The organism is Phytobacter sp. RSE-02, from assembly GCF_040578655.1.
In the GTDB taxonomy this organism is placed as follows: Bacteria; Pseudomonadota; Gammaproteobacteria; order Enterobacterales; family Enterobacteriaceae; genus Phytobacter; species Phytobacter diazotrophicus.
Genome location: NZ_JBEULY010000006.1, coordinates 143607 through 170139 on the forward strand (window position 1 = coordinate 143607; position 26533 = coordinate 170139).

General features: G+C 55.0%; 20 protein-coding genes and 1 riboswitch. Of the genes, 15 read left to right on the forward strand and 5 right to left on the reverse strand.

The window, feature by feature from the left end:
* Positions 1–18: 18 nt before the first annotated feature.
* Both ABU190_RS14860 and sgrT read right to left on the reverse strand, forming a co-directional pair.
* The gene (locus tag ABU190_RS14860) at positions 19–1197 is read right to left on the reverse strand and encodes a sugar efflux transporter (protein ID WP_354691709.1); all 1179 of its coding nucleotides are present in this window, start codon (positions 1195–1197) and stop codon (positions 19–21) included.
* A 100-nt stretch (positions 1198–1297) separates the two neighbouring features.
* Positions 1298–1450, reverse strand: a complete 153-nt coding sequence (gene sgrT, locus ABU190_RS14865) for a glucose uptake inhibitor SgrT (protein WP_072039723.1) — start codon at positions 1448–1450, stop codon at positions 1298–1300.
* A gap of 87 nt (positions 1451–1537) precedes the next feature.
* Here sgrT and sgrR point away from each other — a divergent pair, with 87 nt between their 5' ends.
* The 4 genes from sgrR to thiQ all read left to right on the forward strand — a co-directional run bounded on the left by sgrR (position 1538) and on the right by thiQ (position 6651).
* Positions 1538–3193, forward strand: a complete 1656-nt coding sequence (gene sgrR / locus ABU190_RS14870; RefSeq protein ID WP_354691710.1) for an HTH-type transcriptional regulator SgrR — start codon at positions 1538–1540, stop codon at positions 3191–3193.
* A 76-nt stretch (positions 3194–3269) separates the two neighbouring features.
* Positions 3270–3370: riboswitch (TPP riboswitch) on the forward strand.
* A 32-nt stretch (positions 3371–3402) separates the two neighbouring features.
* Positions 3403–4386: a thiamine ABC transporter substrate binding subunit gene (thiB, locus tag ABU190_RS14875; RefSeq protein WP_039078343.1), complete on the forward strand. Its 984-nt coding sequence runs from the start codon at positions 3403–3405 to the stop codon at positions 4384–4386.
* Complete coding sequence (gene thiP / locus ABU190_RS14880; RefSeq protein WP_354691711.1) at positions 4362–5972, forward strand: thiamine/thiamine pyrophosphate ABC transporter permease ThiP; 1611 nt, start codon at positions 4362–4364, stop codon at positions 5970–5972. Before thiB ends, thiP begins: the two co-directional genes overlap by 25 nt.
* Positions 5956–6651, forward strand: coding sequence for a thiamine ABC transporter ATP-binding protein ThiQ (thiQ, locus tag ABU190_RS14885; RefSeq protein ID WP_354691712.1), 696 nt, complete (start codon positions 5956–5958; stop codon positions 6649–6651). The genes thiP and thiQ overlap by 17 nt, the downstream gene beginning before the upstream one ends.
* Here the strand turns inward: thiQ and ABU190_RS14890 are convergent.
* Together ABU190_RS14890 and araC are read right to left on the reverse strand one after the other, a co-directional pair.
* Complete coding sequence (locus ABU190_RS14890; protein ID WP_079497263.1) at positions 6644–7408, reverse strand: DedA family protein; 765 nt, start codon at positions 7406–7408, stop codon at positions 6644–6646. The two genes, thiQ and ABU190_RS14890, sit on opposite strands and share 8 nt — an antisense overlap.
* A 127-nt stretch (positions 7409–7535) precedes the next feature.
* Positions 7536–8381, reverse strand: a complete 846-nt coding sequence (gene araC, locus ABU190_RS14895; protein WP_039078339.1) for an arabinose operon transcriptional regulator AraC — start codon at positions 8379–8381, stop codon at positions 7536–7538.
* A gap of 335 nt (positions 8382–8716) precedes the next feature.
* Here araC and araB point away from each other — a divergent pair, with 335 nt between their 5' ends.
* The 7 genes from araB (at position 8717) to rluA (ending at position 19770) form a co-directional block, all read left to right on the forward strand.
* Positions 8717–10411 (forward strand): ribulokinase, encoded by a 1695-nt coding sequence (gene araB / locus ABU190_RS14900; protein WP_354691713.1) that lies wholly within the window; start codon positions 8717–8719, stop codon positions 10409–10411.
* 10 nt (positions 10412–10421) lie between these two features.
* Complete coding sequence (gene araA / locus ABU190_RS14905) at positions 10422–11924, forward strand: L-arabinose isomerase (RefSeq protein ID WP_039078337.1); 1503 nt, start codon at positions 10422–10424, stop codon at positions 11922–11924.
* A gap of 51 nt (positions 11925–11975) precedes the next feature.
* Entirely contained in the window at positions 11976–12671 is a 696-nt protein-coding gene (araD, locus tag ABU190_RS14910; RefSeq protein ID WP_079497267.1) for an L-ribulose-5-phosphate 4-epimerase, read from the forward strand.
* A 150-nt stretch (positions 12672–12821) separates the two neighbouring features.
* Positions 12822–13448: a YdcF family protein gene (locus tag ABU190_RS14915; protein ID WP_354691774.1), complete on the forward strand. Its 627-nt coding sequence runs from the start codon at positions 12822–12824 to the stop codon at positions 13446–13448.
* A gap of 101 nt (positions 13449–13549) precedes the next feature.
* A complete protein-coding gene (gene polB, locus ABU190_RS14920; protein WP_354691714.1) occupies positions 13550–15907 on the forward strand; it encodes a DNA polymerase II in 2358 nt (785 codons plus the stop codon).
* Positions 15908–16192: 285 nt separating this feature from the next.
* A complete protein-coding gene (gene rapA / locus ABU190_RS14925; protein WP_354691715.1) occupies positions 16193–19099 on the forward strand; it encodes an RNA polymerase-associated protein RapA in 2907 nt (968 codons plus the stop codon).
* 11 nt (positions 19100–19110) lie between these two features.
* Positions 19111–19770, forward strand: a complete 660-nt coding sequence (gene rluA / locus ABU190_RS14930; protein ID WP_354691716.1) for a bifunctional tRNA pseudouridine(32) synthase/23S rRNA pseudouridine(746) synthase RluA — start codon at positions 19111–19113, stop codon at positions 19768–19770.
* A 257-nt stretch (positions 19771–20027) separates the two neighbouring features.
* Here the strand turns inward: rluA and djlA are convergent, their stop codons facing one another.
* Positions 20028–20843 (reverse strand): co-chaperone DjlA, encoded by an 816-nt coding sequence (gene djlA, locus ABU190_RS14935; RefSeq protein WP_047371858.1) that lies wholly within the window; start codon positions 20841–20843, stop codon positions 20028–20030.
* 195 nt (positions 20844–21038) lie between these two features.
* Between djlA and lptD the strand changes: the two genes are divergently transcribed.
* Genes lptD through rsmA form a run of 4 tightly spaced genes read left to right on the forward strand, consistent with a single transcriptional unit; the run spans position 21039 to position 26532 of the window.
* On the forward strand, positions 21039–23396 hold the full coding sequence (gene lptD, locus ABU190_RS14940) for an LPS assembly protein LptD (RefSeq protein WP_354691717.1): 2358 nt from the start codon (positions 21039–21041) through the stop codon (positions 23394–23396).
* 45 nt (positions 23397–23441) lie between these two features.
* Entirely contained in the window at positions 23442–24728 is a 1287-nt protein-coding gene (gene surA / locus ABU190_RS14945; protein ID WP_107224014.1) for a peptidylprolyl isomerase SurA, read from the forward strand.
* Positions 24728–25714 carry a 4-hydroxythreonine-4-phosphate dehydrogenase PdxA gene (gene pdxA / locus ABU190_RS14950; RefSeq protein ID WP_354691718.1) on the forward strand — a complete coding sequence of 329 codons (987 nt, stop codon included), beginning with the start codon at positions 24728–24730 and terminating at the stop codon, positions 25712–25714. The genes surA and pdxA overlap by 1 nt, the downstream gene beginning before the upstream one ends.
* Positions 25711–26532 carry a 16S rRNA (adenine(1518)-N(6)/adenine(1519)-N(6))-dimethyltransferase RsmA gene (rsmA, locus tag ABU190_RS14955; RefSeq protein ID WP_039078327.1) on the forward strand — a complete coding sequence of 274 codons (822 nt, stop codon included), beginning with the start codon at positions 25711–25713 and terminating at the stop codon, positions 26530–26532. Before pdxA ends, rsmA begins: the two co-directional genes overlap by 4 nt.
* Position 26533: the final 1 nt, after the last annotated feature.

The window sequence follows — 26533 nt, forward strand, 5'->3', positions numbered from 1 at the left end:
CCGGGAGCGTTTTTCGCATCAAACGTCTTTGACCCGGCTGGTCAGAAAAAGCGTCACCAGCGAAAGCACCGCTATCACCCAGTACACCTTCGCATGGCCGAAGCTTTGTGCCAGCGCGCCCTGTATCACCCCGGCGAGGATCACCCCCGTAGAGATACTGTTAGTGAATAGCGTCGTTGCGGACCCGGCGCGGCCTGGCATCAGATCCTGAAACCATAGCATGCCTATACCGGCAATAATCCCAATAAAGATAGCGTTAAAGAGCTGCAGACCAAGCAGAGCTTCACGGCTATGGAACATGATAAGCCCTGCATAGAAGACCACGCCCGCCGCCACTGCGCTGACCATCATCCTGCGTTTACCAAAGCGCTTAACGTAGTAACCTGCCAGGATCATTGCCGGGATCTCAAGCCCCGCGGCCGTTCCCATTAATACGCCCGCCAGGCTGTCCGGTAACCCCAGCTCGCTACTGATCCACAGCGGCATATCAATGATGTATATCGTGTTGCAGGTCCACATCATCGTCGAGGCGATAAACAACATACGGACGTTCTTATTGCCCCAGCCACTGACTTCCGTGACGGCAATATCCGCAGGCTGTTCAATTCGCTTCACGGAGGGCAACCAGAGCGCCACCAGTACCAGGCTGATAACGAAGATACCTGCGGCAATCGAGTACATGGCGGTAAAGCCATAGTTGAGTGCCAGCATGAATGCCATCGGCGGGCCAATAACCCATGCCACCGAAATTTGCGCACGCATGATCGAACTGAACATCACCACTTCACGCGCCGAACTGTCTGCGTATTCCCGCGCCAGCGCGAAAAGCTGGGGCATAGCAGTACTGGCCAGCGACGCCAGCATCACGCCACAGGTGATTAAGGTCAGGTAATGTCGATTGAAGGCAAACAGAAGGGCGTTACCCACCGCCATCAGACAGCAAAACATAATCAGTTTTTTGCGATCACCCTGTTGGTCAGAGCGTTTTGCCAGCCCGAGGCTGACCAGGATCCCGGCAATGGCGTTAACGGTATAAAACAGTCCAACCCAAAACGGTTGCGCCCCCACCTCGCGACTCAGAAACAGGCTCAGCGTTGGGGCCTGCAAAGCACCAGCAACGCCGATCATAAACGCGACGATCATAAAAGCGATGAAGACCCCATTCAGGCGACGTCCCATCGTGACTAACCAGAGCATAAAGATCCCTTGCATGCGAAAGAAACGAAAAAAGCCAGCAGATAATAACTGCTGGCGTGGTGATTAGCACCAATACTCAGTCACACATGATGGACGCGTTTCAGGGTTTCGAGACCGGGATTGTCACTTCCCACTGCATTAATTCTTCGAGCATTTTCAGCCGCTGATTCGTACTCAAACGAAAGAGCCGGGACGCATTCTGCGTCGCACGAAAATACGCTAAGTAAAATTGCTGTGTAGACGATCTCTTCATAACCACCTCCTCGCTTCATCACGGAAGATTATTGGCTTAATATAGGGATAAATAAATTGCTGACTTTTCATCAGGAGTTCCCCTTTTATGCCATCAGGTCGCCTGCAACAACAGTTCATTCGTCTGTGGCAATGTTGCGACGGGAAATCTCAGGAGACAACGCTCAATGAGTTGGCCGATCTGCTGAGCTGTTCCCGTCGCCATATGCGGACCCTGCTCAATACCATGCAAGAGCGCGGCTGGCTGACGTGGGAGGCTGAAGCCGGTCGCGGCAAGCGTTCGCGCCTGACTTTTCTTTATACCGGCCTCGCTTTACAGCAACAGCGGGCAGAGGATTTGCTGGAGCAGGATCGTATCGAGCAACTGGTTCAACTGGTGGGTGATAAGAGCGCCGTCCGCCAGATGCTGATCTCGCATTTGGGCCGCAGCTTCCGCCAGGGGCGGCATATTCTGCGGGTTTTGTACTACCGTCCGCTGCGTAACCTACTGCCAGGCACCGCCCTGCGGCGCTCTGAAACCCACATGGCGCGGCAAATTTTTAGCGCTCTGACTCGCATAAATGAGGAAAATGGGGAACTGGAAGCCGATATCGCGCATCACTGGAAAGCGCTCACGCCACTCCACTGGCGTTTTTATTTGCGCCCCGGCATCCATTTTCACCATGGTCGTGAACTCGAAATGCGCGATGTCATTGCGTCCCTCGAACGCGTCTGTACGCTGCCGCTCTATTCGCATATCACTCAGGTTATCTCCCCGACGCCCTGGACGCTGGATATTCATCTTTCACAACCGGATAACTGGCTGCCCTGGCTGATGGGGCATGTACCCGCCATGATCCTGCCGCAGGAGTGGAACTCGATGGCCAACTTCGCCAGCCATCCGGTCGGCACCGGGCCTTACGCTGTCACCCGCAACAACAATAACCAACTGAAAATCCATGCGTTTGATGATTACTTCGGGTATCGCGCGCTTATTGATGAAGTCAATGTCTGGGTACTGCCGGAAATTGGTGATGAACCGAACGGCGGCCTGACAATCGACGGGCCAACCGACGGTGAAAAAGCGGTCGAAAGCCGCCTTGAAGAAGGCTGTTACTATTTGCTCTTCGACGCACGCTCGCACCGGGGAGCAAACCAGGGGGTTCGCGACTGGATAAGCCAGGTGCTCTCTCCTACCCGGCTGCTCTATCACGCTGAAGAACACTATCAGCAGTACTGGTTCCCGGCGTACGGACTGCTGCCGCGCTGGCACCATGCGCGACCAGGCAGTGGTGAAAAACCGGCGGGGCTGGAATCGCTCACGCTGACCTTCTACCGCGATCACAACGAGCATAAAGCCATTGCCAACACCATGAGCAAGCTACTGGCGCAACATGATGTACGCCTGGAGATACAAGAGGTGGATTATGAAGAGTGGCACCGTGGCGATATCGTCAGTGATATCTGGCTTAATAGCGCCAACTTCACGCTGCCGCTCGATTTTTCTCTCTTCACGCATTTGTATGAAGTTCCGCTGATTCAACACTGCGTTCCGCTGGACTGGCAGGCCGATGCTGAGCGTTGGCGCGCTGGTAAAATGAATCTGGCCGTCTGGTGCCAGCAGTTACTGGAAAGCAAAGCCATGGTACCGCTGATTCACCACTGGCTACGGATTCAGGGCCAGCGCAGTATGCGCGGTCTGCGTATGAACACCCTTGGCTGGTTTGACTTTAAATCCGCATGGTTCGCCCCGCCGGACCCGTAATCAATAAGATTCCGGCTCTTCCTGCTGAATGATGAAGGGGCGCTTTCAGAAAACTTACAAAATCATTACAATGGCGCGGTGCTCAACGGGGTGCTGCGCCAAAAGCGTGTGCTGAGAAAATACCCGTCGAACCTGATCCGGATAACGCCGGCGAAGGGATTTGAGGCTATCGCTTAAATCCTCTTTGCCACCCATTTTTGAGGTGCAAAGTGCTTAAAAAAGTTCTACCATTCCTGCTGCTTGCCGCAGCGCCTGCTTTCGCGAAACCGACCCTGACCGTTTACACCTACGACTCCTTCTCTGCGGAATGGGGACCGGGGCCAGCGGTAAAAAAAGCCTTCGAAGCCGACTGCAACTGCGAACTGAAATTTGTCGCGCTGGAAGATGGCGTATCGCTGCTTAACCGCCTGCGTATGGAAGGTAAAAACAGCAAAGCGGACGTGGTGCTGGGGCTGGATAACAACCTGCTTGAAGCCGCCACGCAGACCAAACTGTTCGCCAAAAGCGGTATTTCACCCGACGCCGTTACCGTGCCTGGCGGCTGGAAAAACGACACCTTCGTTCCTTTCGATTACGGCTGGTTCGCGTTCGTTTATGACAAAAATAAACTGCAAAATCCGCCAAAGAGCCTGAAAGAGCTGGTAGAAAGCTCGCAGAAATGGCGTGTGATTTATGAAGATCCGCGTACCAGCACACCAGGTCTCGGCCTGCTGCTGTGGATGCAGAAAGTGTACGGCGATAAAGCCCCGGAAGCCTGGCAAAAACTGGCAGCCAAAACCGTGACGGTCACCAAAGGCTGGAGCGAAGCGTACGGTCTGTTCCTGAAAGGGGAAGGCGACCTGGTGCTGAGCTATACCACCTCTCCGGCCTATCACATCATTGAAGAGAAGAAAGACAACTACGCAGCCGCAGCATTTACCGAAGGCCACTATCTGCAAGTTGAAGTCGCAGCCCGAACCGCCGCCAGCAAGCAGCCGGAACTGGCAGAGAAGTTCCTGAAATTTATGGTCTCTCCGGCATTCCAGAATGCCATCCCGACCGGCAACTGGATGTACCCGGTCAGCAATGTCTCGCTTCCCGCCGCATTCGACACACTGGTGAAACCGCAGACCTCGCTGGAATATACCCCGCAAGACGTCGCAACCCAGCGCGGCGAATGGATTAACGCATGGCAACGCGCCGTCAGCCGCTAACCTTCGGCTGGCTGGTTCCCGGACTGGCCGCCGCTGCCCTGATGGTGGCAGTGGCCTTCTCCGCGTTTCTCGCGCTCTGGCAAAACGCTCCCGCGGCCGATCTGGCGGCACTTCTGCACGATAGTTATCTGTGGCATGTCGTGCGTTTCTCTTTCTGGCAGGCCTTTCTGTCGGCGCTGCTCTCCGTCGCACCGGCTATCTTTCTCGCCCGGGCGTTCTATCGGCGACGCTTCCCTGGCCGTCTTGCCCTGCTGCGTCTGTGCGCCATGACGCTGATCCTCCCGGTGTTGGTTGGGGTATTTGGTATTCTGAGTGTTTATGGCCGCCAGGGCTGGCTTGCCTCGGCGTTTCGCGCAGCAGGCCTGGAGTGGACATATTCACCGTACGGATTGCCTGGCATTCTGCTGGCGCATGTCTTTTTTAACCTGCCGATGGCGGCCCGTCTGCTGCTCCAGACGCTGGAGCAGATCCCCGGCGAGCAGCGACAACTGGCCGCGCAGTTGGGTATGCGCGGCTGGTCTTTCTTCCGCTATGTCGAGTGGCCCTGGCTACGCCGCCAGCTCCCGCCTGTCACCGCCCTGATTTTCATGCTCTGCTTTGCAAGCTTTGCCACCGTGCTGTCGCTGGGCGGCGGCCCGCAAGCGACGACGATTGAACTGGCTATCTATCAGGCGTTGAGTTACGACTTCGACCCGGGCCGCGCGGCACTGCTGGCGTTAATTCAGATGATCTGCTGCCTGGGGCTGGTTCTGCTTAGCCAGCGCCTTAGCAAGGCCATTTCCGTGGGCAGCCATCAGATTCAGGGCTGGCGCAACCCGGAAGATCGCTTTTTCAGCCGTATCGCCGACTACACGCTCATCGCACTGGCGCTTCTTCTTCTGTTGCCCCCCCTGCTGGCGGTCATTATCGATGGCCTGAACCTCAGCCTTTTTCATGTGCTTGCCCAGCCCGTGCTCTGGCAGGCAATCTGGACCTCTGTGCGCATTGCCCTGGGAGCGGGGTTGCTGTGTGTCACGTTAACCATGATGCTGCTCTGGAGCAGCCGTGAGCTACGCGCCCGCCAGCATCAACTGGCCGGACAAACGCTGGAGATGAGCGGCATGCTAATTCTGGCGATGCCTGGTATTGTGCTGGCGACCGGCTTTTTCCTGCTGCTCAACAACAGCATCGGCCTGCCTTCGTCCGCCGATGGCATCGTGATTTTCACCAATGCGTTGATGGCTATCCCCTATGCCCTGAAAGTACTGGAGAACCCCATGCGGGATGTGACGGCACGCTACAGCCTGCTCTGTCAGTCTCTGGGTATTGAAGGTTTCAATCGATTAAAGGTCATCGAACTGCGTGCCCTTAGAGCACCGCTGGCGCAAGCGCTGGCATTTGCCTGCGTGTTGTCGATTGGTGATTTTGGCGTTGTGGCGTTATTTGGCAATGACGATTTCCGTACGTTGCCCTTCTATCTTTATCAGCAAATTGGCGCCTATCGCACGCAGGATGGTGCGGTTACCGCGCTGATTTTGCTGCTACTGTGCTTTTTACTGTTCACCCTTATCGAAAAACTTCCGGGCCGCCATGCTAAGACTGACTGATGTAACCTGGCTGTATCAACATTTACCCATGCGTTTTACGCTGTCGATCCAACAGGGCGAACAGGTCGCCGTGCTTGGGCCTAGTGGGGCCGGGAAAAGTACGCTGCTGAATTTAATCGCCGGTTTTCTCTCCCCGGCCAGCGGCGTCATTATGATTGAGAATAGCGATCACACGCGCACGCCACCTTCGCGGCGCCCGGTGTCGATGCTGTTTCAGGAGAACAACCTCTTTACCCATCTCACGGTGCGGCAAAATATTGGTCTGGGGCTGAACCCTGGCCTAAAACTGTCTTCTGCGCAAAATACAAAACTTGAGGCCATTGCCAGCACTATGGGGCTGGATACGTTGCTTGGCCGCATGCCGGATCAGCTTTCTGGCGGCCAGCGGCAGCGTGTGGCACTTGCCCGTTGTCTGGTGCGTGAACAACCCGTGCTCTTGCTGGATGAACCCTTCTCCGCGCTCGATCCGGCCCTGCGCCAGGAGATGCTTGCACTGGTAAAAGAGGTTTGTCATCGCCAGCAGTTAACGCTGTTGATGGTGTCGCACAATGTGGAAGATGCCGCTCGTATCGCGTCGCGCGCGCTGGTGATAGCCGATGGTCGTATCGCCTGGGACGGGAAAACAGACGAACTGCTCAGCGGCAACGCGCCTGTCTCCTCGCTGCTTGGGATCAGGTAACCACTTTTTGCAAAATAGACAGGTAGATGGGCATTAAAGGGTGGCGAACCAGAATAGTCACCGCAAACACGGCCCCCACCGTCAGCAACGGCGCCAGCCAGAACAATCGGCGACGCGGCAGATATACCGTTAAACGATCCAGTCCGGCTTTACCACTACGCCACAGGCGCCAGCACATCCAGAACGCCAGCCAGAGCAGCACCGCTGCGAGCAGCAGCAGCCATTTAAAGTTACCGCTCTGCTCACCTGCCGGGATATCAATCGCCGCTCCCGCCAGAATACCAGGCAAGAAATAGAAAGGCGGCCACAGCAGGCAGCCAAGGATGTTAGGCGGGATAAACTTCGTGACCGGCAGATCAAGCATGCCCGCGACCATCGGCACAACCGGACGCGTCGGCCCCACAAACCGCCCCACCAGAATGGTGAACATGCTGTGCTGATGCAGCGCATGTTCGGTTTTATTCAACAGCGCTTTGTTCTTGCGAATGAATGACCAGCGGTGCAGCGGTTTTTTGAAACGCCAGCCGAGCCAGAATGAGATCCAGTCCCCCAGCAGACAACCCACAATCCCTGCCATCCAGGCGTGCCAGAAATTCACTTCACCGCTGCCAATCAGCGCCCCGAGTGCCGCCATCATCACGGTGCCCGGTAGAATAAGCCCCACCAGCGCCAGCGACTCCAGAAAAGCCACGAGCGCAATCGCAATCAGCGTATAGGCCGTAGATTGGGTAACAAAGTGTTCCAGCAGTGCTTGCATATGTTTTCCGGTCAAAAAATGAAGCTGGAATTCTCCAGGCGCATACCCTGAGGGTCAAGCTTCAATTATCTGAATATTTTGCCGGTTATGACAGGTTGCCGGGCCACTCCTTGCCTATCTTTACGCTCTATTCACATCCTGCACGAAATTCACTGGGGCTGGCGCCGGTACATTTTTTAAAAACGCGTGAGAAATAGAGCTGATCTTCAAAGCCGACATTACGCCCCACGCTGGCGATTGGCATACGCGTAGTGCTCAACAGCAGCTTCGCCTGACTGATACGCTGATCCTCACGCCAGCTCAGCACGCTCACCCCCAATTGCTGACGGAACAGGTGCGAGAGACGGGACGGCGACAGACACACATGCTGCGCGACGCTGGCGATATCAAAATGGTTGTCCGCCAGATGATCGCTGATGTACTGGCAGGCGTCGCGAACGCGGTTATCGAGCGGCGGATGCAATGATTCATTGATGGCATCCATACGGCGCAATAACAGTTGTTCGAGCAGATTTATCGCCAGCAATTCTGCGTAACGCCCTCCGCTCTGCCCGGCATCGATAATCTGCCCAAAGAGTTCGCTAAACTGCGCCAGCCAGGGCTCCTCCGGGCGAAAGAAACCAGTCTGCGCGAAAATGGTTGGCCAGCTTAGCCACTCATGCCAGTAGGCGCGCGGACGGAAGTAGACCCACTGGTGATACCACTCTTTGGCATCCGGGTGGCGGCCATAGTGATGAATTTCTCCCGGCGGGAACAAAATCATGTCGCCGGGGCGGCAAACGTACTGTTTTCCGTGGTTATTGATGACCCCCTCACCGCGAATGGTGAAATTGAGAATGTACCCCTTCATTCCCAGCGGACGATCGATAAAGAAATCGAGATAGCCCTCGGACTCGATAGGGGTCAACCCCGCCACCAGATGGGCGTTAAACGAGTAACCAGGCAACAGAGGATCATTTTGTGACTCAGCCATAAACTCGATACTCCGGGCATCATGAAGGAAACCAATTGTCCATATTGATACGCTTTTCATTAATCAGGCGTTTTGACCAGGCACAAGGAAAACGCCGCCACTTTTAACCCCGCCAGATAAAAGCAATTACGCCATTTTTATGACGCAAAGGGGACAAAAACGGTCAACCAAAGTGTCTATAAAGGCGATTAAAATGTCCACATGGAATTTTTGCACACGGTCACACTTTGCACTCCCATAGCATTTTCGTCCATAAGATTAGCGAATCCTGCCTGACGCTTTTTCCCGCCGATCACTATGTTTCTCCATAAGGTTATTCTTCATGGAGCAACACGATGGCAATCACAATTGGCCTCGATTTTGGCAGCGACTCCGTTCGCGCACTGGCGGTGGACTGTACCTCTGGGGCAGAAATCGCCACCAGCGTGGAGTGGTATCCTCGCTGGCAAGAAGGGCGTTACTGCGACGCGGCACATAATCAATTTCGCCACCATCCCCGGGACTATATCGAGTCGATGGAAATGGCGCTTAAAAGCGTGCTGGCAGAACTGACGCCTGAACAGCGTGCCCAGGTCAAAGGCATTGGCGTGGACAGCACCGGTTCAACGCCTGCTCCTGTCGACGCAGAAGGCCGGGTTCTGGCACTGCGTCCGGAATTTGCAGACAACCCCAATGCGATGTTTGTGTTGTGGAAAGATCATACGGCGGTCGAAGAAGCCGAAGCGATCACCGCCCTGTGCCACGCAACGGGTAAAGTCGACTATTCACGCTACATCGGCGGGATTTATTCCAGCGAATGGTTCTGGGCAAAAATCCTGCACGTGACCCGCGCCGACAGCAATGTCGCCCAGGCTGCCGCATCGTGGATTGAACTGTGCGACTGGGTGCCAGCCCTGCTCTCCGGTACCACCCGTCCGCAGGATATCCGCCGTGGTCGCTGCAGCGCCGGGCATAAATCTCTGTGGCATGAAAGCTGGGGTGGTTTACCCCCCGCCAGCTTCTTCGATGAACTGGATCCAATCCTCAACAAACACCTGCCCTGCCCACTCTTTACCGACACTTATACCGCCGATATTCCGGTTGGCACGCTGACGGCGGAATGGGCGCAACGCCTTGGCTTACCGGAAACGGTGGTTATTTCCGGCGGCGCGTTCGACTGCCATATGGGGGCAGTAGGCGCAGGCGCACAGCCCAACACGCTGGTCAAAGTCATTGGTACATCGACTTGCGACATTCTTATCGCTGATAAGCCGAGCGTCGGCGACCGTGCCGTGAAAGGCATCTGTGGTCAGGTGGATGGCAGCGTGGTACCCGATTTTATTGGTCTGGAAGCAGGTCAATCGGCGTTCGGCGATATCTACGCCTGGTTTGGCCGCATTCTCGGCTGGCCGCTGGAGCAACTGGCGCTGCAAAATCCTGAACTGAAGACGCAAATTAAAGCCAGCCAGAAACAACTGCTGCCAGCCCTGACAGAGGCCTGGGCGCAAAACCCATCGCTGGAACACCTGCCGGTTGTCCTCGACTGGTTCAACGGCCGCCGTACGCCGAACGCGAACCAGCGCCTGAAAGGGGTGATCACCGACCTGAATCTTGCAACCGATGCCCCGGCGCTCTTTGGCGGGCTGATTGCCGCTACTGCCTTTGGCGCACGCGCCATTATGGAATGTTTCACCGAGCAAGGTATTGCGGTGGACAACGTCATGGCGCTGGGGGGGATCGCCCGTAAAAACCGCGTCATCATGCAGGCCTGCTGCGATGTGCTTAATCGCCCGCTGCAAATTGTCGCCTCGGATCAATGCTGTGCACTCGGTGCGGCTATTTTTGCCGCCGTCGCCGCAGGGGTTCATACCGATATTCCTGCCGCACAGCAGCAAATGGCCAGCCAGATCGAAAACACGCTGCAATCCGCACCTGCGCAGGCTCAACGCTTTGAACAACTCTACCGCCGCTACCAGCAATGGGCGAAAAGCGCCGAGCTTCACTATCTCCCTGTAGCTGCGCCAGCAACGCAGGCAGCGCTCACTCACTAAGGACACAATAATGACGATTTTTGATAATTATGAAGTTTGGTTTGTGATTGGCAGCCAACACCTTTACGGACCCGAAGCTCTGCGTCAGGTGACGCAGCATGGCGAGCAAGTGGTTAACGCGCTGAACGCTGAGGCCAAACTGCCCTGCAAACTGGTTCTTAAGCCGCTCGGCACCTCGCCGGATGAGATAACGAATATCTGTCGTGACGCCAACTATGACGACAAATGCGCCGGTATGGTGGTGTGGCTGCATACCTTCTCACCGGCAAAAATGTGGATTAACGGCCTGACAATCCTCAACAAACCGCTTCTGCAATTCCACACTCAGTTTAACGCTGCCCTGCCGTGGGACAGCATCGACATGGACTTTATGAACCTGAACCAGACCGCGCACGGCGGCCGTGAGTTCGGCTTTATCGGCGCCCGCATGCGCCAACAGCATGCGGTGGTGACCGGCCACTGGCAGGACAAAAAAGCGCACCAGCGTATTGGTGCCTGGATGCGTCAGGCCGTGTCCAAACAGGATACCCGTCATCTGAAAGTGTGCCGTTTCGGCGACAACATGCGTGAAGTGGCGGTGACCGACGGTGATAAAGTAGCCGCACAAATCAAGTTCGGTTTCTCCGTCAACACCTGGGGTGTGGGCGATCTGGTTCAGGTAGTGAACAGCATCAGTGAAGGTGATGTTAACGCGCTGGTCGACGAGTATGAAAGCAGCTACCGCCTGACCGCAGCCGCACAGGTGAACGGCGACAAGCGTCAGAATGTGATTGATGCCGCACGCATTGAGCTGGGTATGAAACGCTTCCTGGAACAGGGGGGCTTCCACGCCTTTACCACCACATTCGAAGATTTACACGGCCTGAAACAGCTTCCGGGCCTGGCGGTTCAACGCCTGATGCAGCAGGGCTACGGCTTTGCGGGCGAAGGCGACTGGAAAACTGCCGCTCTGCTTCGCATCATGAAGGTGATGTCGACCGGTCTGCAGGGCGGCACCTCCTTTATGGAGGACTACACCTATCACTTCGAAGAGAACAACGATCTGGCACTCGGCTCGCACATGCTGGAAGTGTGCCCGTCTATCGCGCTGGATGAGAAACCGATCCTGGATGTCCAGTACCTCGGCATTGGCGGTAAAGCCGATCCGGCACGCCTGATCTTCTCTACCAAAACCGGCCCGGCCATTAACGCCAGCCTGATCGATTTAGGAGATCGCTTCCGCCTGCTGGTGAACTGCGTTGATGCCGTTAAGACACCGCACGATCTGCCGAAACTGCCGGTTGCGAACGCATTGTGGAAAGCACAGCCGGATCTACAGACCGCCTCCGAAGCCTGGATTCTGGCGGGCGGCGCGCACCATACCGTGTTCAGCCACGCCCTGAACCTTGATGACATGCGCCAGTTCGCTGAGCTACATGGTATCGAAATTGTGACTATCGATAACGAAACTCGCCTGCCTGCCTTTAAAGACGCTTTGCGCTGGAACGAAGTGTATTACGGCTCCAAACGTTAACAGGGGAACATTAGGCCTGCTCCGGCAGGCCGCTTTTTCCTGGAGGAAAGCATGTTAGAAGCATTGAAACAGCAAGTACTGGAAGCCAATCTGGCGCTGCCAAAACACAATCTGGTGACCCTCACCTGGGGCAATGTCAGCGCCGTTGACCGCGAACGTGGCGTACTGATAATTAAACCGTCCGGGGTCGATTACAGCGTCATGACCGCCGGGGATATGGTGGTGGTCAGTCTCGAAACCGGGGAAGTCGTGGAAGGGAAAAAGAAACCCTCTTCCGACACCCCAACGCATCGCCTGCTCTATCAGGCGTTCCCGACCATTGGCGGCATTGTGCATACCCATTCGCGGCACGCTACCATCTGGGCACAGTCCGGCCAGGCCATTCCGGCGACCGGAACCACCCACGCAGACTATTTCTACGGTACCATTCCCTGTACGCGCAAAATGACGGATGCCGAAATTAACGGTGAATACGAGTGGGAAACCGGCAACGTGATCGTTGAAACCTTCAGAAAGCAGGGTATCGATCCGGCGCAAATGCCCGGCGTACTGGTGCACTCACATGGGCCGTTCGCCTGGGGGAAAAACGCCGACGACGCGGTGCACAACGCCATCGTGCTGGAGGAAGTGGCCTATATGGGCATTTTCTGCCGCCAGCTCGCGCCAGAGCTCCCGGCTATGCAACAGACACTGCTGGACAAACACTATCTGCGCAAACACGGCGCAAAAGCCTATTACGGGCAGTAAGTTTTACCCTCTCCGACCCGTAGCCTGGCTATGGGTCGGTCATTTTTAACTTCCTAATTTTCCGCCTTATATCCAGCATGTCGTTGCCATTTCACGGCAAACTGGCAATGCTATGCGATACGGCAACCGGCGGGAGAAAAGCCAGTGAAAATAAAGGGAGCAGGAAAATGGATACTGCTGGGGCTCGTCACGGCGGCGTTCGTGATCATTTATAACGCCATCGCGATTTACCGCTTTAGCCAACAGGACCAGACACGCAAGGCAGATTGCGCGATTGTTGCCGGAGCCGGTATCAATAAAAAATCCCCCAGCCCGGTTTTTACCGCCAGATTAGACCACGCGATTTGGTTATATCAGGAAGGTAAGGTGAACTCGCTGATCCTGACAGGCGGTCTCAGTAATGGCGCAACCGAGTCCGATGCCGCCATCGCCCGAAATTATCTCTTGAATCGGGGTGTCCCTGAATCGGTCATTTTTATCGATGAGCACTCTACCGTTACCCGTGAAAATATCCATAACGCCAAAATAATCATGACACGCCAGAATATGCAAACCGCGCTGCTGGTCAGCGATCCTTTGCATATGCTGCGCATGCGGCTTATCGCACACGATAACGATATTGTGAGCTGGTCCTCGCCCACCACCACAAGCCGATATCGTTCCTGGCAAACGCAACTGCCTTTTCTGCTCAGGGAATCGTTCTACTACACCGGTTATCGCATACTGCGATATCTCCCGCATATTCCGATACAAAAAGTCGACCGCCAGCCCGGTTGAGTGCAGCGGCGGGCGGGCATCCGCACACCTGTACAAAAAATCAGTATCTCCGGGCAAACCAGGCTATAATCTCGCCGATAATGAGGCGATGAGAGAATGGTGTGACGCAAGCGCGAGAAGGCTTTTTACTGACCCGACACTGGCGGGACACGCCACAGGGAACCGAGGTGGAATTCTGGCTGGCGACGGACAACGGGCCGCTACAGGTCTTTTTGCCGCCACAAGAATCGGTTGCGTTTATCCCCAGTGCGCAAGTCAGCCAGGCACAGCGTTTACTCGCCGGAGAAAACCAGTACCGCCTCACACCGCTGCAACTTAAGGATTTCCACCGCCAGCCCGTTCACGGGCTATATTGTCGGGCGCACCGCCAGTTGATGCGCTATGAAAAGCTGCTGCGCGACGGTGGCGTTACGGTTTATGAAGCCGACGTCCGCCCGCCAGAACGCTTTTTGATGGAGCGCTTTATTACCGCGCCGGTATGGGTGGATGGCGAGCCGCGCGGCGAGCAACTGACCAACGCGCGCCTGAAACCTAATCCGCATTACCGCCCGCCCCTCAAATGGGTCTCGCTGGATATCGAAACCACCCGTAACGGCGAACTTTACTGTATCGGGCTGGAGGGGTGCGGCCAGCGCACGGTCTATATGCTCGGTCCGGAAAACGGTGATGCCAGCGGACTGGATTTCACTCTTGAGTATGTCGCCAGCCGCCCGCAACTGCTGGAAAAGCTCAACGCCTGGTTTGCGCTGCACGATCCCGACGTGATTATCGGCTGGAACGTCGTGCAGTTCGACCTGCGCGTGCTGCAAAAAAGCGCGGAACGTTATCGCCTGCCTTTATTACTCGGGCGCGGCAATCAACCGCTCGAATGGCGCGAGCACGGGTTTAAAAACGGCGTTTTCTTCGCCCAGGCAACTGGCAGGGTGATTATCGACGGGATTGAAGCGCTTAAATCCGCTTTCTGGAATTTCTCCTCTTTTTCGCTGGAAACGGTATCGCAGGAGTTACTGGGTGAAGGCAAAGCGATCGATAACCCATGGGATCGCATGGACGAAATCGATCGCCGTTTCGCCGAGAACAAGCCCGCCCTTGCCACCTATAACCTGAAAGATTGTGAACTGGTTACGCGCATCTTTCACAAAACGGACATTATGCCGTTCTTGCTGGAACGCGCTACGGTGAACGGTCTGGCGATTGACAGACATGGCGGTTCGGTGGCGGCGTTTAGCCATCTCTATTTTCCACGGATGCACCGCGCGGGATATGTCGCGCCAAACCTTGGTGATGTGCCACCGCAGGCTAGTCCCGGCGGCTATGTAATGGACTCACGCCCGGGACTGTACGATTCCGTGCTGGTGCTGGACTACAAAAGCCTGTATCCCTCGATCATCCGCACTTTTTTGATCGATCCGGTCGGTCTGGTGGAAGGGATGGCGCATCCGGATCCTGAACACAGCACAAGCGGCTTTCTGGGCGCACGCTTTTCCCGGCAGACCCATTGCCTGCCCGGGATCGTCGGTCAAATCTGGCATGGCCGCGATGAAGCCAAACGAGTGGGAAACAAACCGCTGTCTCAGGCGCTTAAGATCATCATGAATGCGTTTTACGGCGTGCTGGGTACCAGCGCCTGCCGTTTTTTCGATCCGCGTCTTGCTTCATCGATCACCATGCGCGGCCACGAGATCATGCGGCAGACCAAAGCGCTGATTGAGTCTCAGGGCTATGACGTCATTTACGGCGATACGGATTCCACCTTTGTCTGGCTAAAAAAAGCACATAATGAGGCCGATGCGGCACGTATTGGTCAAGAACTGGTGGCCTATGTGAACAACTGGTGGGAGGCACATCTGTCCGCTGAGCACTTGACCAGTGCGCTGGAATTGGAATTCGAAACCCACTTTTGCCGTTTTTTAATGCCGACCATTCGCGGCACTGAGCAGGGAAGTAAAAAGCGCTACGCCGGATTAATACAGGAAGGTGAAGAACAACGGATGGTGTTCAAAGGGCTGGAGACCGTACGAACCGACTGGACGCCGCTGGCGCAGCAATTTCAAAAGACACTTTATTTACGTATCTTTCGCAATGAGCCCTATCAGGACTATGTGCGCGAAACAATCGATAAGCTGATGGCAGGCGAGCTGGATGCGCTGCTGGTCTACCGCAAGCGCCTGCGCCGCCCGTTAGCCGATTACGAGCGTAACGTGCCGCCTCATGTTCGCGCAGCACGACTCGCAGATGAACAGAATCTGAAACGCGGCCGCCCGCCCCAGTATCAAAATCGGGGCACCATCAAATATGTCTGGACGACGCAGGGGCCGGAACCGGTGGATTATCAGCAATCCCCCCTGGATTACGACCACTATCTGACCAAACAACTTCAGCCAGTCGCTGATGGAATACTGCCCTTCACCGACGATGATTTTGCTACACTACTGACAGGGCAACTGGGACTGTTTTGACTTGGTATCCGGCTGGCACAGTAACAGAGGGCCAGCCTTCGAGCCTCTGGATTGCGGGTTGCTTCACGACCATTGTTGGGCTGGTTTTCGGCGTACAGCGAACAAGGTGATCAACGTGCCAACAACGTGGTGACTTGCAAAACAACGGGCATAACGAGAGTGACGAAAGCATTGCCATCCAGTACCATAGCGCCCTTTCTATTCCTGGCCCCAAACTTAGCCGTCCGCCTGATTCTCAGGCGGTGACGAACTATTGCCTGCAATTTGAGATATAGAGTTCAATTTATGCCCTTTACACTTGGTCAACGCTGGATAAGCGACACGGAAAGCGAACTCGGACTGGGTACAGTCGTAGCGATGGATGCGCGAACCGTTACTCTGCTTTTTCCCGCGACGGGAGAAAATCGTCTGTATGCACGCAGCGATTCCCCCGTTACACGCGTCATGTTTAATCCTGGCGATACGGTAACCAGCCACGAAGGCTGGCAGCTAACTGTTGAAGACGTAAAAGAAGAAAACGGCCTGCTCGCCTATACCGGTACGCGCCTGGATACGCAGGAAACCAACGTCATGCTGCGCGAGGTCTTTCTCGACAGCAAACTGGTCTTTAGCAAACCGCAAGACCGCCTGTTCGCCGGGCAAATCGACCGTATGGACCGTTTCGCGCTGCGTTATCGCGCGCGTAAATATCAAAGTGAACAGTACCGTATGCCGTGGAGCGGGCTGCGCGGCCAGCGTACCAGCCTGATCCCTCACCAGTTGCATATCGCCCACGATGTTGGCCGTCGCCATGCGCCACGTGTCCTGCTGGCGGACGAAGTTGGCTTAGGTAAAACCATTGAAGCCGGGATGATCCTCCACCAGCAGTTGTTGTCTGGCGCAGCAGAACGTGTGCTGATCATCGTGCCGGAAACGCTGCAGCACCAGTGGCTGGTCGAAATGCTGCGTCGCTTCAACCTGCGCTTTGCGCTGTTTGATGACGAACGCTATGCCGAAGCGCAGCACGATGCCGACAACCCATTTGAAACAGAACAACTGGTGATTTGCTCACTGGACTTCGTGCGCCGTAATAAACAGCGCCTGGAGCACCTGTGTGACGCCGAATGGGATTTAATGGTGGTGGATGAAGCCCATCACCTGGTGTGGAGCGAAGAGGCTCCAGGCCGCGAATACCAGGCCATTGAACAGCTTGCTGAGCGCGTGCCGGGCATTTTGCTGCTTACCGCGACACCGGAGCAACTCGGCCTTGAGAGCCACTTTGCGCGCCTGCGCTTGTTGGATCCAAACCGTTTCCACGATTTCGCTCAGTTCGTTGATGAACAACAGAACTATCGCCCGGTTGCTGATGCGGTTGCCTTGTTACTGGCGGGCAAACACCTGAGTGATACCGAGCTCAATACGCTCAGCGACCTGATTGGCGAACAGGACATCGAGCCGCTGCTGCAGGCTGCCAACAGTGACCGTGACGACGCTGAGGCAGCGCGTCAGGAGCTGATTTCGATGTTAATGGACCGCCACGGCACCAGCCGCGTGCTGTTCCGTAACACCCGTAACGGCGTGAAAGGCTTCCCGAAACGTGAACTGCACACCATCAAGCTGCCGCTACCGACCCAGTATCAGACGGCAATTAAGGTCTCCGGCATCATGGGCGCGCGTAAAAGTGCTGAAGACCGTGCCCGCGATATGCTCTACCCGGAACAGATCTATCAGGAATTCGAAGGCGACAGCGGTACCTGGTGGAACTTCGATCCTCGCGTCGAATGGCTGATGGGCTATCTGACCAGTCATCGTTCACAGAAGGTTCTGGTGATCTGCGCCAAAGCGGCCACCGCGCTGCAACTGGAGCAGGTGTTGCGCGAGCGTGAAGGTATCCGTGCCGCAGTGTTCCATGAAGGCATGTCGATTGTAGAACGTGACCGTGCAGCGGCCTGGTTTAGCGAAGAAGACAGCGGCGCGCAGGTGTTGCTGTGCTCTGAAATCGGTTCCGAAGGACGTAACTTCCAGTTTGCCAGCCATCTGGTCATGTTCGATCTGCCGTTCAACCCGGATCTGCTCGAACAGCGTATCGGTCGTCTGGATCGTATCGGCCAGGCGCATGACATTCAGATCCACGTGCCTTATCTGGAAAAAACGGCGCAATCCGTGCTGGTGCGTTGGTACCACGAAGGCCTGGACGCGTTCGAACACACCTGCCCGACAGGGCGGACGATTTACGACAAGGTCCACACCGATCTGATTAATTACCTTGCATCGCCGGAAAATACCGACGGTTTTGATGACCTTATCAAGGCCTGCCGCGAGCAGCATGACGCGCTGAAAGCGCAGCTTGAGCAAGGTCGGGACCGTCTGCTGGAAATCCACTCCAACGGCGGTGAAAAAGCGCTGGCGCTGGCAGAAAGCATTGAAGAGCAGGACGATGATACCGGGCTTATCAATTTCGCCATGAACCTGTTCGATATCGTCGGTATCAACCAGGACGATCGCGGCGAGAACATGATTGTGCTGACGCCATCCGACCATATGCTGGTACCGGATTTTCCGGGCCTGCCGGAAGATGGCTGCACCATCACCTTTGAGCGTGAGGTGGCACTGTCCCGCGAAGATGCGCAGTTTATTACCTGGGAACATCCGCTGATTCGCAACGGGCTGGATCTGATTCTCTCTGGCGATACTGGTAGCAGCACCATTTCATTGTTGAAAAACAAGGCGCTGCCTGTCGGTACACTGCTGCTGGAACTGATTTATGTCGTTGAGGCACAGGCGCCGAAACAACTGCAGCTTAACCGCTTCCTGCCGCCGACGCCGATTCGTCTGCTGGTGGATAAAAACGGCACTAACCTTGCCACACAGGTCGAGTTCGAGAGTTTCAACCGTCAGCTCAGCGCGGTTAATCGCCACACCGGTAGCAAGCTGGTGAACGCCGTACAGCAGGATGTGCACACCATTCTGCAAAAAGGTGAAGCGCAGGTCGAGAAAGCCGCACAGGCATTGATCGACGCCGCGAAGCGCGAAGCGGATGAAAAACTGTCAGCGGAACTGTCGCGCCTCGAAGCCCTTAAAGCCGTTAACCCGAATATTCGTGATGACGAGCTGAGCGCTATTGAGAGCAACCGCCTGCAGGTGCTGGAAAGCCTTTCTCAGGCAGGCTGGCGTCTTGACGCGCTGCGTCTTATCGTGGTGACGCATCAGTAACGGAGCAGGCTATGGTAATGGAGTCCTACAATCCGCCTCAGGATCCCTGGCTAACCATCCTCTATCAGGATGAGCACATTATGGTGGTCAACAAGCCGAGCGGGTTGTTGTCTGTTCCTGGGCGTCTTGAAGAGCATAAAGACAGCGTGATGACGCGTATTCAGCGCGATTTCCCGCAGGCGGAATCTGTGCATCGTCTGGACATGGCGACCAGCGGCGTGATTGTGGTGGCTCTGACCAAAGCGGCGGAGCGCGAGCTCAAGCGCCAGTTTCGCGAGCGCGAACCGAAAAAGCAGTATGTGGCGCGCGTTTGGGGACACCTGGAGCACGACGAGGGGCTTGTCGATCTGCCTCTGATTTGCGACTGGCCGAATCGTCCGAAGCAGAAAGTCTGCTACGAGACCGGTAAACCCGCGCAGACCGAGTATGAAGTGCTGGAATTCGCCGCCGACAATACCACGCGCGTGCGGCTTAAGCCGATTACCGGTCGCTCGCACCAATTGCGTGTGCATATGCTGGCGTTGGGGCATCCGATTCTGGGCGACAGGTTTTACGCGATGCCAGAGGCTCTTGCTCTGGCGCCACGCCTGTTACTGCATGCGGAAACGTTGACGATAACCCACCCGGCGTATGGCAACAGCATGACGTTCAGGGCGCCGGTGGATTTTTGACTTAACGCGGCTTACGGTCCCGGATGGCGGCTGCGTTTTCTCCGGGCTACCGTCAAAACCAGCAGGTAGCCCGGGCGAGGCGTTTTACGCCGGCTCCCGGGGTTATTGCGAAGCCTACCGCCAGGCCATCGACGGCGGGCGTCAGCGGCGCAGGCAGATTATTAACGGCCTGCGCGCAGCAACCGGAGCGTACTCAAAGTACGTGAGGATTGCGAGCACAGCCCGGGGATAATCTGGCAAGTAAGCTAGCCCGCAACTTACTTAAACCCTTTCTGCTCTTTAATGAGTTCATAAGCCTTCTGAATCTCCTGCGCTTTCTGCTTCGCCATCTCCATCATCTCCGGCGGCAGCCCTTTCGCCACCAGCTTATCCGGATGGTGCTCGCCCATCAGCTTACGGTAGGCGCGCTTAATGGTGGTGGCATCATCCGTTGGCTTCACACCCAGCACATTACAGGCATCTTCAAGCGTAGGGCCTCGTTGCGCCTGCTGCTGCCAGCCGCCGCCCGCTTGCTGCTGATAGCCACCGCCAAACTGCGCCCCCCCCTGCATCATGCGCAAAAACTGATCGAACTGACCACGAGAGATCCCCAGTTCTTCGGCAATGACGTACAGCACTTCGCGCTCATTAGGATGCAGCGAGCCATCGGCGAATGCCGCCTGAATCTGGATTTCCAGGAACATTCTGATTAAATCAAAGCGTCCGAAGCAAACACTGCGAAACTGACGCATTTTGTCACGTAATGGGTAGTTATCCGCTTTGCCCACGCGAAACGCCTGCTGCGCGGCCGCACGCGAGTCACCATGCAGGTTCATCCGGTCCATAAACAGACTGGCAACCTGAATATCAGCCTGCGTCACGCGACCTTTGGACTTTGTTAAATGGCCCATCACCTCGAAGGTGGTGGCAAAAAAGAGCGTCTGACGTTCCCGTTGATTGGCAAACCACGCCATTTTTCGGCTGCGAGCCTTATCAAACATATGGCCGATTAACAGCCCGAGAACCGCGCCCCAAAAGCCTCCGCCCATGATCAGAGCGAAAACCACACCAACCACTTTTCCCCAATACTGCATATACTCCCCAAATCGTCATGCCGTCGGCTAAAATTTGCTTTATCATACCCGTCATTCTATGCCGTGCACAGGCACAGTCTTCTCTGACCTGGCTCGAAAACGGGCAGGATTAACTAGCGCTGCGAAGATGAGTACGTTAGTCTCTGACCGTTTGCCAGCGTAAAGCCACAGATGACGGAACAACAAATACAACGTATGAAAAAACGTATTCCCACCCTCCTGGCCACAATGATCGGCACAGCCCTTTATAGTCAACAAGGGATGACAGCCAGTCTCGCCTCGCAATGTATGCTTGGCGTTCCGAGCTATAACCGTCCATTGGTGACAGGCGATACTAATAATCTGCCTGTGACCATCAATGCCGATGACGCCAAAGGTAACTACCCTGACGACGCCAATTTTAAAGGCAATGTGGATATTAATCAGGGCAATAGCCGCCTGCGTGCTGATGAAGTTCAACTTCACCAGAAACAGGTGGAAGGCCAGCCTGACCCGGTGCGTACAGTGGATGCACTGGGTAATGTGCACTACGACGACAATCAGGTCATCCTGAAAGGTCCGAAAGCCTGGTCAAATTTAAATACGAAAGACACCAACGTCTGGCAAGGCGACTACCAGATGGTGGGACGCCAGGGACGTGGTGATGCAGACCTGATGAAACAGCGTGGCGAAAACCGTTACACCATCCTTGAAAACGGTTCATTCACCTCCTGCTTACCGGGTTCAAATACCTGGAGCGTCGTGGGTAGCGAAGTCATCCATGACCGTGAAGAACAGGTCGCAGAGATCTGGAACGCGCGCTTTAAACTCGGCCCGGTGCCGGTTTTCTACAGCCCGTATCTGCAATTGCCGGTGGGTGACAAGCGCCGTTCTGGTTTCTTAATTCCGAATGCCAAGTACGGCACGAACAACGGCTTTGAATTTTATTTACCGTACTATTGGAATATCGCCCCCAACTTCGATGCGACCATCACGCCGCATTACATTCAAAAACGCGGTAACACTCAGTGGCAGAACGAATTCCGCTACCTGACGCGAGCGGGAACAGGGCTCATCGAATTTGACTATCTACCGTCGGATAACGTCTATCAGGACGACTATCCTGCCGAGTCGAATCGTCATCGCTGGTTATTCTACTGGAATCACTTTGGCGTGATGGACCAGGTTTGGCGTTTTAACGTCGATTACACCAAAGTCAGCGATCCATACTATTTTAACGATTTTTCGTCGAAATACGGTACCAGTACCGACGGTTACGCCACCCAGAAATTCAGCATGGGTTATTGGCTGGAGAATTTTAACGCCACCGTATCGACCAAACAGTTCCAGGTATTTAACCGGCAGAACAGTAATTCTTACGCCGCAGAACCACAGCTAGACGTGAATTACTACAAAAACGACCTGGGTCCGTTTGATGCACATATCTATGGTCAGGCGGTGCATTTTGTTAATACCAACGGAACTTACCCGGAATCCACGCGTGTTCATCTTGAACCAACGTTAAATCTGCCTCTGTCGAATAACTGGAGCAGCCTCGATACTGAGGCGAAGCTGATGGCGACTCACTATCAGCAAACCAATCTTGATGCCTACAACGCGGCGAACGGTACTGATTATAAAGATTCCGTTAACCGTGTGTTGCCGCAGTTTAAGGTTGACGGGAAGCTGATTTTCGAGCGTGATATGACTCTTGCGGAGGGGTATAGCCAGACACTGGAGCCGCGCGCACAGTACCTTTACATACCGTATCGCAACCAGAGCACTATCAAAAACTACGACTCATCTTTGTTGCAATCCGACTTCAGCGGCCTGTTCCGCGACCGTACCTACGGCGGTCTGGATCGTATCGCATCGGCAAACCAGGTTACCACCGGCGTCACATCCCGTATTTATGATGACGCTTCTGTTGAACGTTTTAACGTTTCTGTTGGTCAAATCTACTATTTCACGGAGTCACGCACTGGCGATGACAACATAAACTGGGAGAAAGACAACAAAACGGGTTCACTGGTATGGGCGGGAGATACCTACTGGCGCATTTCGGATCGCTGGGGCTTACGTGGCGGCGTGCAGTATGACACGCGTCTGGACAATATCGCTAACAGCACCGCGTCAATTGAATATCGCCGTGATGAAGACCGTATGGTACAGCTCAGCTATCGCTATGCCAGCCCGGAATACATTCAAGCGACACTTCCAAGAGACAAAAATGATACAACATGGACCCTGCCGCAGTACAAAGACGGCATTTCGCAAGTCGGTGCTGCGGCAAGCTGGCCGATCGTCGATCGCTGGTCTGTCGTCGGGGCTTACTACTACGATACCCATACAAGCAAGCCTGCCGACCAGATGTTAGGTCTGCAGTATAACTCCTGCTGTTATGCGATTCGCGTTGGGTATGAACGCAAAATCAACGGCTGGGAAAACAACCAAAGCAAGTATGACAACGTCATCGGTTTCAACATTGAGTTGCGCGGTTTGAGCTCAAATTACGGCCTGGGCACGCATCAAATGCTGCGCTCGAACATTCTGCCGTACCGTAGCTCGTTATGATGTGGTTGATTTGCAAAGTTATCGGTTAATTGAAATGGAAAAAGTATGAAGAACTGGAAAACGCTGCTTCTCGGTATCGCTATGGTTGCGAATACCAGTTTCGCTGCACCGCAAGTTGTCGATAAAGTAGCTGCCGTCGTGAATAACGGCGTGGTGCTCGAAAGCGACGTTGATGGTTTGATGCAATCCGTGAAACTTAACGCGGGCCAGGCGGGTCAACAATTGCCTGATGACGCTACGCTGCGTCATCAGATTCTTGAACGTCTGATCATGGATCAAATCATTCTGCAAATGGCGACGAAAATGAACATCAAGGTGACCGATGATCAACTCGATCAGGCCATCGCCAATATCGCCAAACAAAACAATATCTCCATGGATCAGATGCGCAGCCGTCTGGCTTACGACGGTGTGAATTTCAACACCTACCGTAGCCAAATCCGCAAAGAGATGATCATTTCCGAAGTCCGCAACAACGAAGTTCGCCGCCGCATCACCGTGCTGCCGCAGGAAGTTGAAGCGCTCGCGAAACAAGTAGGCAACCAAAACGACGCCAGTACCGAATTGAACCTGAGCCACATTCTGGTTCCGTTGCCGGAAAACCCAACCTCTGACCAGGTAAATGAAGCAGAAAGCCAGGCACGTTCTATCGTTGACGAAGCGCGTAAAGGCGGCGATTTCGGTAAACTGGCGATTACCTACTCTGCCGACCAGCAGGCGCTGAAAGGCGGCCAGATGGGGTGGGGGCGTATTCAGGAACTGCCGTCAATCTTCGCTCAGGCGCTTAGCACGGCGAAAAAAGGCGACATCATTGGCCCCATCCGTTCAGGCGTTGGCTTCCATATTCTGAAAGTGAACGATCTGCGTGGCCAAAGCCAGAGCATTTCCGTGACCGAAGTTCACGCTCGCCACATTCTGCTGAAACCGTCGCCGATCATGAGTGACGACCAGGCTCGCGTGAAACTGGAACAGATCGCGGCGGACATCAAGAGCGGTAAAACCACCTTTGCTGCGGCGGCAAAAGAGTTCTCTCAGGATCCAGGTTCTGCCAATCAGGGCGGCGATATGGGCTGGGCGGCAGCAGATATCTACGATCCGGCATTCCGTGATGCGTTGATGAAGCTTAGCCGTGGTCAGATGAGCGGCCCGGTACACTCCTCTTTTGGCTGGCATCTGATTGAGCTACTGGATACCCGTAACGTGGATAAAACCGATGCTGCGCAAAAAGATCGCGCTTACCGCATGCTGATGAACCGCAAATTCTCCGAAGAAGCGGCAACCTGGATGCAGGAACAGCGCGCCAGTGCTTACGTTAAAATCCTGAGCAACTAATGAACGCACATCGTGTCGTTATCACTCCCGGCGAACCCGCCGGGATTGGTCCTGATTTAGTCGTACAACTCGCCCAGCGTGACTGGCCCGTAGAGTTAGTGGTGTGTGCAGATCCAACGCTGCTCACCGGGCGTGCGGCGCTGCTGGGTTTGCCCCTCGTCCTGCGCGAGTACCACGCCGGACAACCGGCCCGTGCACAACAGGCAGGCAGCCTCACCGTATTACCCGTTGCACTCAAAACGTCAGTAGTGCCGGGTGAGCTGGAGGTCAAAAATGGGCCATACGTGGTCGACACACTGGCCCGTGCCTGCGATGGTTGCCTGAGCGGCGAGTTTGCTGCGCTGATCACCGGCCCCGTGCATAAAGGGGTGATCAACGACGCGGGTACGCCGTTTACCGGACATACCGAGTTCTTCGAAGAGCGTTCGCGCGTTAGCAAAGTTGTGATGATGCTGGCAACAGAGGAACTCCGCGTTGCGCTGGCCACGACCCATCTGCCCATCAAAGCGGTTGCAGAGGCCATCACGCCAGATTTGCTGCGCGAGGTCATCACCATTTTGTATACCGATTTGCAGCAAAAGTTTGGTATCCGCCAGCCACATGTTCTGGTGTGCGGCCTGAACCCACACGCCGGGGAAGGCGGACATATGGGCACCGAAGAGATCGATACGATCATTCCGGTTCTTGATGAAATGCGCGCAAAAGGCATGAATCTTAGTGGTCCACTGCCTGCCGATACGCTTTTTCAGCCTAAATATCTTGATAATGCCGACGCCGTACTGGCGATGTACCACGATCAGGGCCTGCCCGTGCTAAAATACCAGGGCTTTGGCCGTGGCGTGAACATCACGCTCGGTTTACCTTTTATTCGTACATCTGTTGATCATGGCACCGCGCTGGAACTGGCGGGCCAGGGAAAAGCCGATGTCGGCAGTTTTATCACGGCGCTTAATCTCGCCATCACCATGATTGTTAATACTCAATGACTAATCGAGTCCATCAGGGCCACTTAGCCCGTAAACGCTTCGGGCAAAACTTCCTCAACGATCAGTTTGTGATCGACAGTATTGTTTCAGCTATCAATCCGCAAAAAGGCCAGGCGATGGTCGAAATCGGCCCGGGCCTTGCCGCGCTGACCGAGCCGGTAGGTGAACGTCTGGATAAGCTCACCGTTATCGAACTGGACCGCGATCTGGCTGCACGTCTGCAAACACACCCGTTTCTCGGGCCAAAGCTGACGATTTTTCAGCAAGATGCGATGACCATGAATTTTGGCGAGCTGTCGCAGACTATGGGTCAGCCGCTGCGCGTATTTGGCAACCTGCCTTATAACATCTCAACGCCGCTAATGTTCCATCTGTTTAGCTATACTGATGCCATTGCCGACATGCACTTTATGTTGCAAAAAGAGGTCGTCAATCGTCTGGTTGCAGGGCCAAACAGTAAGGCGTATGGTCGTTTAAGCGTCATGGCGCAATACTATTGCCAGATTATTCCGGTGCTGGAAGTGCCGCCAACAGCCTTTACCCCACCGCCTAAGGTGGATTCCGCTGTCGTGCGCCTGGTACCACATCGCACGTTGCCACATCCGGTCAAAGAAGTCCGGGTGCTGAGTCGGATCACGACGGAAGCCTTTAACCAGCGCCGTAAAACGATCCGCAACAGCCTTGGTAATCTCTTCTCCGTTGAGGTATTGACGGAGCTGGGCGTTGATCCGGCGATGCGTGCGGAAAACATCTCTGTTGCGCAGTATTGCAAGATGGCGAACTATCTGACTGATAATGCGCCGCCGAAGGAGAGTTAAG